The organism is Streptomyces subrutilus (assembly GCF_008704535.1).
Taxonomy (GTDB): Bacteria; Actinomycetota; Actinomycetes; order Streptomycetales; family Streptomycetaceae; genus Streptomyces; species Streptomyces subrutilus.
In genome coordinates this window covers 3543230-3556798 of the sequence record NZ_CP023701.1, presented here as the reverse complement: position 1 = coordinate 3556798, position 13569 = coordinate 3543230, and the positions used below count along the sequence as shown (strand labels likewise).

Genomic DNA, 13569 nt, shown 5'->3' with positions numbered 1-13569 from the left:
GAGGCCCGCTGCCTAGCAGCGGGCCTCCCGCTCAAGTGAGGGCCGCGCTCACCGCTCCGGCAGGGCTTTGGCGATCGGACTCCGTCAGTGGCCTGCTGACAGCTCGCCGCTGAGGGTTCCGTGCAGGCGGGCGCTGTGCTCGTTGAGGCCGATGATCTCGACGCTCTTGCCGCGCTGGCGGTACTTCTCCTCGATGGCGTCGAGGGCCGCGACGGAGGAGGCATCCCAGATGTGTGCGGACGACAGGTCGATGACGATCGTCTCCGGGTCTCCGGCGTAGTCGAACTGCCCGACGAGGTCGTTGGACGACGCGAAGAACAGTTCGCCGGTGACCGAGTAGACCACCGTGCCTCCCTCGGGGTCGGTCACGGAGGTGACGCTCGCCAGGTGTGCGACGCGCTTGGCGAAGATGACCATCGCGGTGACCGACCCGGCGACGACGCCGACGGCGAGGTTGTGGGTGGCGACCACACAGGCCACGGTCAGCACCATGACGCCGATCTCGCCGGCCGGCATGCGCCGCAGCGTCTTCGGTGCGACCGAGTGCCAGTCGAAGGTCGCGAAGCAGACCATGACCATGACGGCGACGAGGGCCGCCATCGGGATCCGGGAGACGACGGGCCCGAAGACGATGCACAGCACCACAAGGAACGCGCCCGCGAGGAAGGTCGACAGCCGGGTCCGGGCGCCCGAGACCTTCACATTGATCATTGTCTGGCCGATCATGGCGCAGCCGCCCATGCCGCCGAAGAACCCGGTGACGATGTTCGCGACGCCCTGGCCCACGGACTCGCGGGTCTTGCTCGACCGGGTGTCGGTGATCTCGTCGACGAGCTTCGCCGTCATCAGCGACTCCATCAGCCCGACCACGGCCATGGCCAGGGCGTACGGAGCTATGAGCGTCAGGGTGTCCAGGGTGAACGGCACGTCCGGCAGACCGGGCACGGGCAGCGAGGACGGCAGGGCGCCCTTGTCCCCGACGGTCGGCACCGCGATCCCCGCGGCCACGGTGACGCTGGTGAGGATGACGATGGACACCAGTGGGGCCGGGACCGCCTTGGTGACCTTGGGGAAGAACACCATCAGCGCGAGCCCCCCGGCGAGCAGCGGGTAGACGGCCCACGGCACGTCCCGCATCTCCGGGACCTGGGCCATGAAGACGAGGATGGCGAGGGAGTTGACGAAGCCGACCATCACCGAGCGCGGTATGAACCGGATCAGCTTCGCCACCCCGAGCACCCCGAGCACGATCTGGAAGACACCGCCGAGGATCACGGCAGCGATCAGGTAGCCCAAGCCGTGCTCCCGGTTGAGCGGAGCGATCACGAGCGCGACGGCTCCCGTGGCGGCGGAGATCATCGCCGGGCGCCCGCCGACGACCGAGATCACCACGGCCATGGTGAAGGAAGAGAAGAGGCCGATCGCCGGGTCGACTCCTGCGATGACCGAGAAGGAGATCGCCTCGGGGATCAGCGCGAGTGCGACCACCAGACCGCCGAGCACCTCGGTGCGGAACACCTTCGGTGACATCCAGGCGGGCCGCGCCGGACGGCGAAGGCCGCGCGGGCGCGCGGGGCTGGAGACAGGGGAGGAAGACAAACGGCACGGACCTCAGGCTCGGGCACACCCCAACCGGCAGGCGGGCGCGCGGAGAAGACGCGAAGACGGAGGCCGACCGGGTTCCTGGGAGAAGCCGATCAAGACCTTCTCCCAGATTTCTCCCAAACGATCTCCGGAGACGCAGGAAGGGCCTGACCCGCGATGCGGATCAAGCCCTTGACCTGGTCTTACGAAGTCGGGGTGGCGGGATTTGAACCCACGACCTCTTCGTCCCGAACGAAGCGCGCTGCCAAGCTGCGCTACACCCCGAGCGTCACCCTGGGCAGTGTGTGCTGTCCTGGCGACATCGATTACTTTAGCGGACCCGCGGCCGGAGACGAAATCCGGTTTTCGGCGGGGGCCCCGGAGCGAGCGGGGGTCTGCGGCGGAAGCGGTCCGCGGCCACCGGGGCGGGGCCCGGGGCGTAGAAGAGTGCGCCCAGGACGGCCGCGTCCACCACGACGCGCCCGCAGCCGTACCGGGCCACCCCGGCCGCCTCCGCGGCCGCGATCAGGGCCGGAAGACGGCCGCGGCCACCCGGCCGGCCGCCGAGGCCGGGCGGGGGCCGGGTCCGAGCTGCCCACCGCCGGCGCCGGCTCCGGCGTCGGTTGCGCGGGCTTCGGGGTGCCGTGCCCGGTCAGGTCTTCGGGGTCAGCGTCAGGAGGGTCGCCTCCGGCGGGCAGGCGAAGCGGACCGGGGTGTAGCGGTTGGTGCCGCAGCCCGCCGAGACGTGCAGGAACGCCCGCCGGCCCTCCGTCTCGTACGTGGAGAGGCCCTTCACCCGCTTCGTGTCCAGGTCGCAGTTGGTCACCAGCGCCCCGTAGAAGGGGATGCACAGCTGCCCGCCGTGCGTGTGGCCGGCCAGGATCAACGGGTACCCGTCGGCGGTGAAGGACTCCAGGACCCGCAGGTACGGGGCGTGCACGACCGCCATCGAGAAGTCGGCGCCGGTCTCCGGGCCGCCCGCCACCCGCTCGTAGCGGTCCCGCTTGATGTGCGGGTCGTCCAGCCCGGTGAAGGCCAGCTCCAGCCCGTCCAGCTTCAGCCGGGCGCGGGTGTTGGTGAGGTTCAGCCAGCCCGCCGCGTCGAAGGCGTCCCGCATGCCCTCCCACGGGTTGTGGACGGCGCCGACGACCGGCTTGTTGCCGTTCAGCCCGTGCCGGCCCTGCGTCTTCTCGATCAGGTAGCGCCCGGGGTTGCGCGGCCGCGGCCCGTAGTAGTCGTTCGACCCGAAGACGTAGACGCCGGGGAACTCCATCAGCGGTCCCAGGGCGTCGAGCAGCTCCGGTACGCCTTCGGTGTCCGACAGGTTGTCGCCGGTGTTCACGACGAAGTCGGGGCGCAGGCCCGCGAGGGACTGCAGCCAGGCGCGCTTCTTGCGCTGGCCGCCGACCATGTGGACGTCCGACACCTGCAGGACGCGCAGCGGGCGCATCCCCGCGGGCAGGACCGGCACCGTGACCCGGCGCAGGCGGAAGGACCGCGCCTCGAAACCGGCGGCATAGGCCAGACCGGCGGCCCCCACCGCCGCGATTCCGGCAGCCGCCTTCAGGGGTACTCCGTAACGCGCACGCATGGCCCCATCGTCGCAGACCGGGAAAAGGCGCGGGCGCCAGCGCCCCCGTACCTGGCAGACTCATTGCATGACCACGCTCAAGGCCAAGCTCCAGGAAGACCTCACGACCGCCATCAGGGCGCGCGACGAGCTGCACTCGTCCACGCTGCGCCTGACCCTCTCCGCCATCACCAAGGAGGAGGTCGCGGGCAAGGAAGCGCGCGTCCTCTCCGACGACGAGGTCCTCAAGGTGATCGCCAAGGAGGCGAAGAAGCGCCGCGAGGCCGCGGAGGCCTTCGCCCAGGGCGGCCGGCCCGAGCAGGCCGCCCGGGAGACGGCCGAGGGCGAGTTCCTCGACACCTACCTGCCCAAGCAGCTCACCGACGACGAGCTCGTCGCGATCGTGGCGCAGGCCGTCGAGGAGGCCCGGGCGGCCGGTGCCGAGGGACCGCGGGCCATGGGCGCCGTGATGAAGATCGTGAACCCGAAGGTCGCCGGGCTGGCGGAGGGCGGCCGCGTCGCCGCCGTCGTCAAGCAGCAGCTGGCCTAGCAGGCAGCCGGCCCTCCCGGCCGGCGCCACGGGTGACGGGTGAGGGCCCGGCCGCATGCGGCCGGGCCCTCACCCGTCACCCGTGGCGCCGTGGCGCGTCGCGGGGCTACTCGCCCCCGCCGGGCTTGCCCGGCTTGCCCGTGTTGGGCGTCGGCGGCTTGGTGCCGCCGCGCGAGCCGCCGGACGGGACGTTGGGCTCCGGGATGCCGACCGTGGTGAACGACGGGGACTCGCGTCCGGACAGCGCGCCCGAGACCGCGTCCTTCCAGATGGGGCCCGGCAGGCCGCCGCCGAAGACCTTGTCGTAGGACCGGCCGCCGATCACGATGTCCTCCATCGTGATCTTCTTGTTGCCGCCGGAGCCGACCCACACCGCGCCCGAGATGTTCGGGGTGTAGCCGACGAACCAGGCGTTGTAACGGGAGTCGGTGGTACCGGTCTTGCCCGCGCTGTCGCGCTCGGTCAGGCCGGCCCGCTCACCGGTACCGGAGTCCACCACGCCGCGCAGCAGGGTGTTGATGGTGTCGGCGGTGGTCTGGGACATCGCCCGGTCGCACTTGGACTTCGGCACCGCGAGGGCCTTGCCGTGCGAGTCCGTGATCGACTCGATGGCGACGGGGGTGCAGTAGATGCCGCGGTTGGCGAAGGCCGCGTACGCGTTGGCCATCGTCAGCGGGGACATCTCCTCGGCGCCGAGCGCGATGGCCGGGCCGTCCTTGAGCTTCGCGCCGCTCGCCGGGACCACGCCGAGCTTCTGCGTCATCTGGGAGACGGGGCAGAGGCCGATCTCGCCGATCATCTCGACGAAGTAGGTGTTGATCGACTTCTCCATGGCCGTCTTCAGCGCATAGGGGCCGATCTCGTCCTCGGTCTCGTTCTCCGCCTCTTCCTTCTGGGTGTTGACGTACTGGGTGCCGTCGCAGCGCGGGATCGGGCTCGGGTAGTCGAGCTTGTTCGGCGCCGCGTAGACCTTCGTCGGCGGCAGGCCCCGCTCCAGCGCGGCCGCCGCGATGAAGGGCTTGAAGGTCGAGCCGACCTGGAAGCCGAAGTTCGATCCGCCCATCCGCTTGTCCACGGAGTAGTTGATCTGCGTCTCGTTCTTCCCGAAGCCGTACGGCTTGGACTGGCCCATCGCCAGCACGCGACCGGTGCCCGGCTGGACCATGGTCACCGCCGTCGCGATCGAGTCCTCCTGGTAGACGTGGTCCTTGATCGACTCGTTGGCCGCGTCCTGCGACTGCGGGTCCAGGGTGGTGCGCACGGTCAGGCCGCCCTGGTTCCAGACCTTGGCCCGCTCCTCGCGCGTCTTGCCGAAGACCGAGTCGGTCAGGAAGGAGTTGCGCACGTAGTCGCAGAAGAAGCCGGCGCCCTTGACCGCGGTGATGCAGCCGTTCTTCGGCTTGGTCACCTTCAGCGTGACGGGCTTGGCCTTCGCCGCGTCCGCCTCCGCCTGCGAGACGTCCTTGATGTCGGCCATCCGCTGAAGGACGACGTTGCGGCGCTTCATCGCCTCCTGCGCGTCGTTCGCCGGGTCGTACCGGCTCGGCGACTGCACGACGCCCGCCAGCAGCGCGGCCTCGTCGAGGGTGAGGTCCTTGGCCGGCTTGCTGAAGTAGCGCTGGGCCGCGGATTCGATGCCGTACGCCTGCTGCCCGAAGTACGTGATGTTGAGGTAGTTCTCCAGGATCTTCTTCTTCCCGAGCTCCTCCTCGACCTGGATCGAGTACTTCAGCTCGCGGATCTTGCGCCCGAGGCTCTTCTCCTGGGCCTCGCGCACCTTGGTCTCGTCGTCACCCGCCTCTTCGACGAAGACGTTCTTCACGTACTGCTGCGTGAGGGTGGAGGCGCCCTGCGCCGCGCCGCCCTCCTGCGCGTTGCGGTTGACCGCGCGCAGGATGCCCTTGAGGTCGACCGCTCCGTGCTCGTAGAAACGCGAGTCCTCGATCGCGACGATCGCCTTCTGCATGTACGGGGAGACCGCGGTGAGCGGCACCACCTGGCGGTCGCGTGAATAGACGGTGGCGATCAGGCCACCTTCGGAGTCCAGGATCGTGGTGCGCTGGCTCAGTGGCGGGGTCTTGAGATTGGCCGGGATCTCGTCGAATCCCTCGACCGTGCCCTTGGCCGCCAGCCCCAGGGCGCCTGCGGCAGGAATCGCCATGCCGGCCAGCACAACTCCGGAGAGAACGGACACCCCGAGGAACTTGACGGCTTGCTGGCTCCCCGAGAGCCCGCCGCCCGAGCGCTTCTTTCCCATGGAGGGCAGCCTACGTTCTCATTCGCCGGACACGCGCGAATGCCTTGGCCTAAGCTGGCCCCAACTGTCACAGCAGAGCGGTGCCACATCAACCCCGCGGCTTGATTTTCACCCTTCCCGAATGGGGTGGACACATGTCCGAATCTCGCCTGCTGTGCCATACGGGTCCCACCAGCGCTTCCCCGATTTCACCCGAATCGCCGGAAGGGTCGGGCATGTCGCCGGATCACTCCGTCGGGTGATCTGCCGCTTACCCATAGTCCGTTCGGACCATTCAAGATTGGGCCCGACGGGGGTGTTGCGCCGTGCCCGCCTTCCGTAACGTCCTCAACTGGCAGCGGTGAATATGCCGCTGCCGCCGTGGGGGAGCCTCGATTCGGGAGAGGACGGCGCCGGGATGGGCTGGGTTACCGACTGGAGTGCGCAGGCAGCCTGCCGCACTACCGATCCGGATGAACTGTTTGTTCAAGGAGCGGCACAGAACAGGGCCAAGGCGGTGTGCACCGGATGTCCGGTGCGGACCGAGTGCTTGGCCGACGCGCTCGACAACCGTGTCGAGTTCGGCGTGTGGGGCGGAATGACCGAGCGGGAACGACGCGCACTGCTGCGCCGACGTCCCACCGTCACCTCGTGGCGACGGCTGCTCGAAACCGCGCGCACGGAATACGAGCGCAGTACGGGCATCCTCACCATGGATGCAGACGCGGAGTTGGACGTTCCGTACGAGACGTACGCGGCCGCCGGGTAGACCGGCCGGGCGCCACGTCGTACGAACGCCTACGCTCCGGCCGGTACCCCGGCCGCGAGTCGCTCTCCGATGGCCCGCAGTCCGGCGAGGTCGTGCACGTCGCCGGGCAGGGCCGCCACTTCGGCCACCGCCACTTCGGGGTGCAGTGAGGTGAAGCGGTCGCGTGTGCGTTGCTCCCGCGCGATCACCTGCATCCTTTCGGCGTGCAGGCGCAGCAGTCCTGCCGTGATGGTGTCGACGGTGTCGCTGAGGTCGCTGGTGTTCCGGTCGGTCTCCGGGCCGTCCTCCGGGTCGTTCTCCGGGTCGTTCTCCGCGGTATCGCTTTCGGCGCTGGGGGAGCCGGTCTCGGGAGTTCCCGCGGGTGTGTGCGCGGCCGCCGCGGCCGTGTCACGAAGTCCAGCTTTCCCGGACTCCTGATCGACAATGCCCCCTTCTTCAAGATTCTCTGCGGCGGCCGTCGCCCGCTCGGCGGACAGCTGGTCGGCGCCGCTGCCGTGCACCCGGTTCAGCACCAGCCCGGCCAGCGGCATGTGCTCCGCGGCCAGCCGGTCCACGAAGTACGCGGCTTCGCGCAGGGCGTCCGGCTCGGGGGCCGCGACCACGAGGAAGGCCGTACCGGGGGCCTGGAGCAGCCGGAAGGTGGCGTCGGCGCGGGTGCGGAAGCCGCCGAACATGGTGTCCATCGCGGCGACGAAGGTCTGGACGTCCTTGAGCAGCGAGGCGCCCATGAGCTTGCTCAGCGTGCCCGTCATCATCGACATGCCGACATTGAGGAACTTCATGCCGGCCCGGCCGCCGACCTTCGCCGGAGCCATCAGCACCCGGATGAACTTCCCGTCCAGGAAGGAACCGAGCCGCTTGGGCGCGTCGAGGAAGTCCAGCGCCGACCGGCTCGGCGGCGTGTCCACGATGATGAGGTCCCAGTCGTCGCGGGAGCGCAGCTGGCCCAGCTTCTCCATCGCCATGTACTCCTGCGTACCGGCGAAACCGGCCGACAGGGACTGGTAGAAGGGGTTCGCGAGGATGGCCCGGGCCCGCTCCGCGTCCGCGTGCGCCTCGACGATCTCGTCGAAGGTCCGCTTCATGTCCAGCATCATGGCGTGCAGTTCGCCGCCGTCGGCGCCCACGGACTCCACCCTGCGCGGAGTGTTGTCCAGCGAGTCGATGCCCATGGACTGGGCGAGTCGCCGCGCCGGGTCGATGGTCAGCACCACCGCCTTGCGCCCGCGCCCGGCCGCCCGTACGCCCAGCGCCGCGGCCGTGGTCGTCTTGCCGACCCCGCCCGCCCCGCAGCACACGATGATCCGCGTCTGCGGGTCGTCCAGCATCCGGTCGACCGCCAGCAGCGGCGGAGAGTCCAGACCCACGGTGTCCACCCCCTCGTTCATTCGGCGACCGTCTGCTTCCGCAGTTCCTTGGCGAGCCCGTACAGCCCCGCCAGGTCCATCCCCGCGCCCAGCAGCGGCAGTTCGTACGTGGGCAGGCCCAGCCCGTCCAGTACGGCGCGCTGCTCGCGCTCCAGCTCCACCCGGCCCGCGTGCTCGGCCGCCTCCGCCAGCAGCGGGTCCACCAGCCGTTCGGCCGGGCCGCCGCGGCGGGCCGCACCGAGCCCGGCCCGGGACAGCGCCCTGGCCACCTCGGCGCGGTGGTCGCCGGCCGCGGTGCGCAGGGTGTCCACGTCGAGGTGGTGGGGGCGGACCATGTTGACGACGATCCGGCCCACCGGCAGCCCGGCCCGCCGGAGCTCGGCGATGCCGTCCGCGGTCTCCTGGACCGGCATCTCCTCCAGCAGGGTGACCAGGTGCACGGCCGTCTCGGGGGACTTGAGCACCTTCATGACGGCCTGCGCCTGGTTGTGGATCGGGCCGAACCGGGCCAGGCCCGCGACCTCGTCGTTGACGTTGAGGAAGCGGGTGATCCGTCCGGTCGGCGGCGCGTCCATGATCACGTGGTCGTAGACGAACCGGCCGGTCTTGTCCCTGCGCCGCACCGCCTCGCACGCCTTGCCGGTGAGCAGGACGTCCCGCAGTCCGGGCGCGATGGTCGTGGCGAAGTCGATCGCGCCGAGCTTCTTGAGGGCGCGGCCGGCCGAGCCGAGCTTGTAGAACATCTGGAGGTAGTCCAGCAGCGCCCGCTCGGCGTCGATGGCGAGCGCGTAGACCTCGCCGCCCCCGCCCGGAGCGACCGCGATCCTGCGCTCCTCGTAGGGGAGCGCCTCGGCGCCGAAGAGCTGTGCGAGACCCTGCCTGCCCTCGACCTCCACGAGTAGAGTCCGCCCGCCCTCGCGCGCGAGGGCGAGCGCGAGTGCGGCGGCGACCGTGGTCTTGCCGGTGCCGCCCTTGCCGCTGACCACCTGGAGCCTGCTCACAGCGCCCGAGCCTAATTCCTCCGCGCCGGGTGCGGAGGGGCCGGGTGGCCGCGCCGGGGTGTTCGCGGGGTGAGCTCCGTTACTCCGGGCCGGGCGGCGGTACGGGCGCGGTCGGCCGCGGGGGCGGTGTCACGTCCGGCTCCCGGGCCGCGCGTGGGCGCCCCTGCGCAGGCACTACCCTCGCTCCATGACCAAGAAGTTCGAATACGCGACCGTCCCGCTGCTGGTCCACGCCACCAAGCAGATCCTGGACACCTGGGGCGAGGACGGCTGGGAGCTCGTCCAGGTCGTGCCCGGGCCGAACAACCCCGAGCAGCTCGTGGCCTACCTCAAGCGGGAGAAGGCATGAGCGGCGTCGTCGAGGCGCGGCTCGCCGAGCTCGGCCTGACCCTCCCCGAGGTCGTCCCGCCGCTCGCCGCCTACCAGCCGGCCGTCCGCTCGGGCGCCTACGTCTACACCGCGGGCCAGCTCCCGATGGTCAAGGGCAGCCTGCCGGTCACCGGCAAGGTCGGCGCCGAGGTCTCGGCGGAGCAGGCCAAGGAGCTCGCCGCCACCTGCGCGCTGAACGCCCTGGCCGCCGTCAAGTCCGTCATCGGTGACCTCGACGCGATCGTGCGCGTCGTGAAGGTCGTCGGCTTCGTCGCCTCGGCCCCGGACTTCACCGGTCAGCCGGGCGTGCTGAACGGCGCCAGCGAGCTGCTGGGCGAGGTCCTCGGCGAGAAGGGCGTGCACGCCCGCAGCGCGGTCGGCGTGGCGGTCCTGCCGCTCGACGCCCCGGTCGAGGTCGAGCTCCAGGTCGAGGTCGAGGTCGCCCAGGCCTGACGGGCCTTCGGACCCTGGTGGCACCGCACCCCGGACGGGCCGGGCCCCGCGCGCACCGCGCGGGGCCCGGCCCGTCCGTCGTCCCGCGGGGCGGGCGTCGGCGCGATCTTCGTCCGCCGCGCGCGTGACGGGTGCGCGGGGCCGGGCCCGCGGGGGCGCGGCCGGTGCGGTGGCGGGCCCGCCGCGGGGGCGGGGGCCACTCGAACATCGGGCCGGATGGCCGTAGCATCCCGCCATGCCGAATGGTCAGTACGGTCAGCAACAGCCCCCCGCCGGAGGCCAGTGGTACCCGCCGGAGTGGCCCGACCGCATCCGCGCGCTCGCGGACGGCTCGCTCACCCCGGTGGACCCGAGGCGCGCCGCCACCGTGATGCTGCTGCGCGACACCCCCGCCGGCCCCGCCGTGCACATGCTCCGCAGACGCGCCTCCATGGCCTTCGCCGGTGGCGCGTACGCCTACCCCGGCGGCGGGGTCGACCCCCGCGACGAGGAGCACCGGATCGGCTGGGCGGGACCCTCCCGCGAGGAGTGGGCGACCCGGCTCGGGACCGATCCGGCCGTGGCCCAGGCGATCGTGTGCGGGGCGGTGCGCGAGACCTTCGAGGAGGCGGGCGTCCTGCTCGCCGGGGAGAGCCCGGACACCGTGGTCGGCGACACCACCGGCGGGGACTGGGAGGCCGACCGGCAGGCCCTCGTCGCGCGGGAGCTGTCCTTCGCGCGGTTCCTCGACCGGCGGGGCCTGTTGCTGCGCTCCGACCTGCTGGGGGCGTGGGCGCGCTGGATCACCCCGGAGTTCGAGCCGCGCCGCTACGACACCTGGTTCTTCGTCGCGGCCCTCCCCGAGGGCCAGCGCACCCGCAACGCCTCCACCGAGGCCGACCGGACCGTGTGGATCCGCCCGGCCGAGGCGGCCGCCGGGTACGACGGGGGCGAGCTGCTGATGATGCCGCCGACGATCTCCACACTGCGCTCCCTGGAGCCGTACGCGAGCGCCGCCGACGCGCTCGCCGCGGCCGTGCGGCAGGACCTCGCGCCGGTCCTGGCCCGGGCCGTGCTGGAGGAGGACGGCCAACTGGTGCTCAGCTGGCCGGGCCACGAGGAGTTCACCCGGCGCGTCGGCCCGGGAGGCCCCGCATGACCGGCGCCGGCGTACTGCCCGGACAGCCCCGCGGCGTGGTCACCTCGGGCCCCGCCACCGCACGGGCCGTCAACGTCCTCGCCCCCAACGCCTCCCCGATGACCCTGGACGGCACCAACACCTGGCTGGTGTCCGAGCCCGGCTCCGACCTGGCGGTCGTCATCGACCCCGGCCCGCTGGACGACGCCCACCTGCGCGCGGTCGTCGCCGCCGCCGAGCGGGCGGGCAAGCGGGTCGCCCTCACCCTCCTCACCCACGGCCACCCGGACCACGCCGAGGGCGCCGGCCGCTTCGCCGAGCTGACCGGGACCAAGGTGCGCGCCCTCGACCCGGCCCTGCGCCTGGGGGACGAGGGGCTGGCCGCCGGGGACGTGGTCCGTACCGGCGGGCTGGAGCTGCGGGTCGTCCCGACCCCCGGCCACACCAGCGACTCCCTCTGCTTCCACCTGCCGGCCGACCGGGCCGTGCTGACCGGCGACACCGTCCTGGGGCGCGGCACGACGGTCGTCGCGCACCCCGACGGCCGGCTCGGCGACTACCTGGACTCGCTGCGCCGGCTGCGCTCGCTCGCGGTCGACGACGGGGTGCACACCGTCCTGCCGGGGCACGGGCCGGTGCTGGAGGACGCCCAGGGGGCCTTCGAGTACTACCTCGCCCACCGCGCCCACCGGCTGGCGCAGGTGGAGACCGCGGTGGAGAACGGTTTCACCACGGCCGAGGCGGTCGTCGCCCAGGTGTACGCGGATGTGGACCGGTCGTTGTGGCCGGCGGCGGAATGGTCCGTGCGGGCGCAGCTGGAATACTTGCGCGATCATGGTCTGATCCCCGGGAGGCCCGAATGAACATCGTGTTCCTGTTGCTCGTGCTGCTTCTGCTGATCGGCGCGGCAGGCTGGGCCACCTCGGCGGTGCTGCTGCGGGTGCAGCGGCTGGAACGGCGGGTGGACCGGATGGACCGCCGCCTGGGCCTGATCCTGGACCACCTGGGCGTCGTCGAACCGGAGCCGGCCGGGATGGACGGCGTACGGGCGCTGCTGCGGGACGGCCGCACGGTCGAGGCCGTCAAGGCGTACCGCGCCGCCACGGGCGCGGACCTGGTGGAGGCGAAGGCGGCGGTGGAGTCCATGTCCGGCCACGCCTAGGCCGTCTCTTTCGGATCGTGCCGGGCCCGCGACGCCTGGCACCGTGCCTGGCCGCACTGCCGGGGCGACCACGTACGTCCAGTACGCGAGCGCCCCGGCAGCACGCCCAGGCACGGCACCAGACGCCGCGGGCTCGGCCGACAAGATCCGAAAGAGACGGCCTGGGCCCGGCCCGGCCACGTCCAGGCCTGGCCGACGTCGGAGGTCGGCGTCGAAGCCGACGTCGGAGTCGACATCACCGTGGACACCGGCAGCGGCCTCGATGCCGACTCCGCAGCCGGTGCGGCACCTCGCCCCTCGCCGCGGTCCCGTTCGCACCCCTTGAGGCCCTTGGCGGGCCACAGGAGCCCCTCGTAGCGCCTCCGGCCCCCCGGGCCGCTCCGACCACGTCGGGTGCGTCAGGGCCGTGTGCGGCGTCCGACGGCCCGCCCGCCGCACCCGGGCATGCGGAAGGGGCCCCGTCCGGTGTACGGACGGGACCCCTTCACGGCGGCTTCGCGGCCAGGGCCGCAGCGGTCAGCGCGAACGCTTCGCGAGGCGCTCCACGTCCAGCAGGATCACGGCGCGCGCCTCCAGGCGCAGCCAGCCGCGGCCCGCGAAGTCGGCCAAGGCCTTGTTCACGGTCTCGCGGGACGCGCCGACGAGCTGCGCGAGCTCCTCCTGCGTGAGGTCGTGCACCACGTGGATGCCCTCCTCGGACTGCACGCCGAAGCGGCGCGACAGGTCGAGGAGCGCCCGGGCCACGCGGCCGGGAACGTCGGAGAAGACCAGGTCGGACATCTGGTCGTTGGTCTTGCGCAGGCGCCGGGCGACGGCGCGCAGCAGCGCGGTCGCCACCTCGGGCCGGGCGTTGAGCCAGGGCTGGAGGTCGCCGTGGCCGAGGCCGAGCAGCTTGACCTCGGTCAGGGCGGTGGCGGTGGCGGTGCGCGGGCCCGGGTCGAAGAGCGACAGCTCTCCGATCAGCTCGCCGGGGCCCAGGACGGCCAGCATGTTCTCGCGGCCGTCGGGGGAGGTGCGGTGCAGCTTCACCTTGCCCTCGGTCACCACGTACAGCCGGTCGCCGGGGTCGCCCTCGTGGAAGAGGGCGTCACCGCGTGCGAGGGTCACCTCGCCCATGGAGGCGCGGAGCTCCGCGGCCTGCTCGTCATCGAGCGCCGCGAAGAGCGGGGCGCGCCGCAGAACGTCGTCCACGAGTCTCTCTCCTATGTCGACCAGCTCAGGGGACCGTGCTCCCCATTTTGCCGGACGGCTCAAACAGTGCGATCAATCACAAGGATGCCGGACGCACGGGTGTGCTGTGCGGCGAGAGACCAATCGGGGTGGTGTTACTTGAGGTCCGGGCGGGTGTCGGCGGCCGGCCTTAGGCTGGCCGGGTGTCCAACAAGCCGGTG

General features: G+C 71.7%; 13 protein-coding genes and 1 tRNA gene. 7 read left to right on the top strand and 7 right to left on the bottom strand.

Annotated features, from left to right (window positions below; translation table 11 throughout):
• Positions 1 to 84 precede the first annotated feature (84 nt).
• From CP968_RS15515 to CP968_RS15505, 3 genes are all read right to left on the bottom strand, one after another.
• The gene (locus CP968_RS15515; RefSeq protein WP_229886778.1) at positions 85 to 1530 is read right to left on the bottom strand and encodes a SulP family inorganic anion transporter; all 1446 of its coding nucleotides are present in this window, start codon (positions 1528 to 1530) and stop codon (positions 85 to 87) included.
• Between the two features lie 265 nt (positions 1531 to 1795).
• Positions 1796 to 1869, bottom strand: a tRNA-Pro gene (locus CP968_RS15510).
• 367 nt (positions 1870 to 2236) lie between these two features.
• Positions 2237 to 3175 (bottom strand): metallophosphoesterase, encoded by a 939-nt coding sequence (locus CP968_RS15505; RefSeq protein ID WP_150518576.1) that lies wholly within the window; start codon positions 3173 to 3175, stop codon positions 2237 to 2239.
• A 67-nt stretch (positions 3176 to 3242) separates the two neighbouring features.
• Between CP968_RS15505 and CP968_RS15500 the strand changes: the two genes are divergently transcribed.
• On the top strand, positions 3243 to 3704 hold the full coding sequence (locus CP968_RS15500; RefSeq protein ID WP_150518575.1) for a GatB/YqeY domain-containing protein: 462 nt from the start codon (positions 3243 to 3245) through the stop codon (positions 3702 to 3704).
• Between the two features lie 106 nt (positions 3705 to 3810).
• On the opposite strand, the gene CP968_RS15495 is transcribed toward CP968_RS15500, so the two are convergent.
• Positions 3811 to 5961 carry a transglycosylase domain-containing protein gene (locus CP968_RS15495; protein WP_150518574.1) on the bottom strand — a complete coding sequence of 717 codons (2151 nt, stop codon included), beginning with the start codon at positions 5959 to 5961 and terminating at the stop codon, positions 3811 to 3813.
• A gap of 397 nt (positions 5962 to 6358) precedes the next feature.
• Between CP968_RS15495 and CP968_RS15485 the strand changes: the two genes are divergently transcribed.
• Entirely contained in the window at positions 6359 to 6709 is a 351-nt protein-coding gene (locus CP968_RS15485; protein ID WP_189828978.1) for a WhiB family transcriptional regulator, read from the top strand.
• A 29-nt stretch (positions 6710 to 6738) separates the two neighbouring features.
• Here the strand turns inward: CP968_RS15485 and bagB are convergent, their stop codons facing one another.
• Positions 6739 to 8097: an ATPase BagB gene (gene bagB, locus CP968_RS15480; RefSeq protein WP_150518573.1), complete on the bottom strand. Its 1359-nt coding sequence runs from the start codon at positions 8095 to 8097 to the stop codon at positions 6739 to 6741.
• On the bottom strand, positions 8094 to 9077 hold the full coding sequence (bagA, locus tag CP968_RS15475; protein ID WP_150518572.1) for an ATPase BagA: 984 nt from the start codon (positions 9075 to 9077) through the stop codon (positions 8094 to 8096). Before bagA ends, bagB begins: the two co-directional genes overlap by 4 nt.
• A 187-nt stretch (positions 9078 to 9264) precedes the next feature.
• Here bagA and sp36 point away from each other — a divergent pair, with 187 nt between their 5' ends.
• The 5 genes from sp36 (at position 9265) to CP968_RS15450 (ending at position 12178) form a co-directional block, all read left to right on the top strand.
• Entirely contained in the window at positions 9265 to 9426 is a 162-nt protein-coding gene (gene sp36 / locus CP968_RS15470; protein ID WP_007264966.1) for a Sp36 family protein, read from the top strand.
• Positions 9423 to 9899, top strand: a complete 477-nt coding sequence (locus tag CP968_RS15465; RefSeq protein WP_150518571.1) for a RidA family protein — start codon at positions 9423 to 9425, stop codon at positions 9897 to 9899. The genes sp36 and CP968_RS15465 overlap by 4 nt, the downstream gene beginning before the upstream one ends.
• A 235-nt stretch (positions 9900 to 10134) precedes the next feature.
• On the top strand, positions 10135 to 11037 hold the full coding sequence (locus CP968_RS15460) for an NUDIX hydrolase (protein ID WP_150518570.1): 903 nt from the start codon (positions 10135 to 10137) through the stop codon (positions 11035 to 11037).
• Positions 11034 to 11879 (top strand): MBL fold metallo-hydrolase, encoded by an 846-nt coding sequence (locus tag CP968_RS15455; protein WP_150518569.1) that lies wholly within the window; start codon positions 11034 to 11036, stop codon positions 11877 to 11879. Before CP968_RS15460 ends, CP968_RS15455 begins: the two co-directional genes overlap by 4 nt.
• Positions 11876 to 12178, top strand: coding sequence for a hypothetical protein (locus CP968_RS15450; RefSeq protein WP_167536807.1), 303 nt, complete (start codon positions 11876 to 11878; stop codon positions 12176 to 12178). The genes CP968_RS15455 and CP968_RS15450 overlap by 4 nt, the downstream gene beginning before the upstream one ends.
• Positions 12179 to 12694: 516 nt before the next feature.
• Here the strand turns inward: CP968_RS15450 and CP968_RS15445 are convergent.
• Positions 12695 to 13369 (bottom strand): Crp/Fnr family transcriptional regulator, encoded by a 675-nt coding sequence (locus CP968_RS15445; protein ID WP_003981529.1) that lies wholly within the window; start codon positions 13367 to 13369, stop codon positions 12695 to 12697.
• Positions 13370 to 13569 lie beyond the last annotated feature (200 nt).

Excerpts from the sequence above, each read along its gene's own strand:
- CP968_RS15515 (WP_229886778.1), bottom strand. The coding sequence starts at position 1,530 with ATGTCACCGAAGGTGTTCCGCACCGAGGTGCTCGGCGGTCTGGTGGTC.
- CP968_RS15505 (WP_150518576.1), bottom strand. The coding sequence starts at position 3,175 with ATGCGTGCGCGTTACGGAGTACCCCTGAAGGCGGCTGCCGGAATCGCG.
- CP968_RS15500 (WP_150518575.1), top strand. The coding sequence starts at position 3,243 with ATGACCACGCTCAAGGCCAAGCTCCAGGAAGACCTCACGACCGCCATC.
- CP968_RS15495 (WP_150518574.1), bottom strand. The coding sequence starts at position 5,961 with ATGGGAAAGAAGCGCTCGGGCGGCGGGCTCTCGGGGAGCCAGCAAGCC.
- CP968_RS15485 (WP_189828978.1), top strand. The coding sequence starts at position 6,359 with ATGGGCTGGGTTACCGACTGGAGTGCGCAGGCAGCCTGCCGCACTACC.
- bagB (WP_150518573.1), bottom strand. The coding sequence starts at position 8,097 with ATGAACGAGGGGGTGGACACCGTGGGTCTGGACTCTCCGCCGCTGCTG.
- sp36 (WP_007264966.1), top strand. The coding sequence starts at position 9,265 with ATGACCAAGAAGTTCGAATACGCGACCGTCCCGCTGCTGGTCCACGCC.
- CP968_RS15465 (WP_150518571.1), top strand. The coding sequence starts at position 9,423 with ATGAGCGGCGTCGTCGAGGCGCGGCTCGCCGAGCTCGGCCTGACCCTC.
- CP968_RS15460 (WP_150518570.1), top strand. The coding sequence starts at position 10,135 with ATGCCGAATGGTCAGTACGGTCAGCAACAGCCCCCCGCCGGAGGCCAG.
- CP968_RS15455 (WP_150518569.1), top strand. The coding sequence starts at position 11,034 with ATGACCGGCGCCGGCGTACTGCCCGGACAGCCCCGCGGCGTGGTCACC.
- CP968_RS15450 (WP_167536807.1), top strand. The coding sequence starts at position 11,876 with ATGAACATCGTGTTCCTGTTGCTCGTGCTGCTTCTGCTGATCGGCGCG.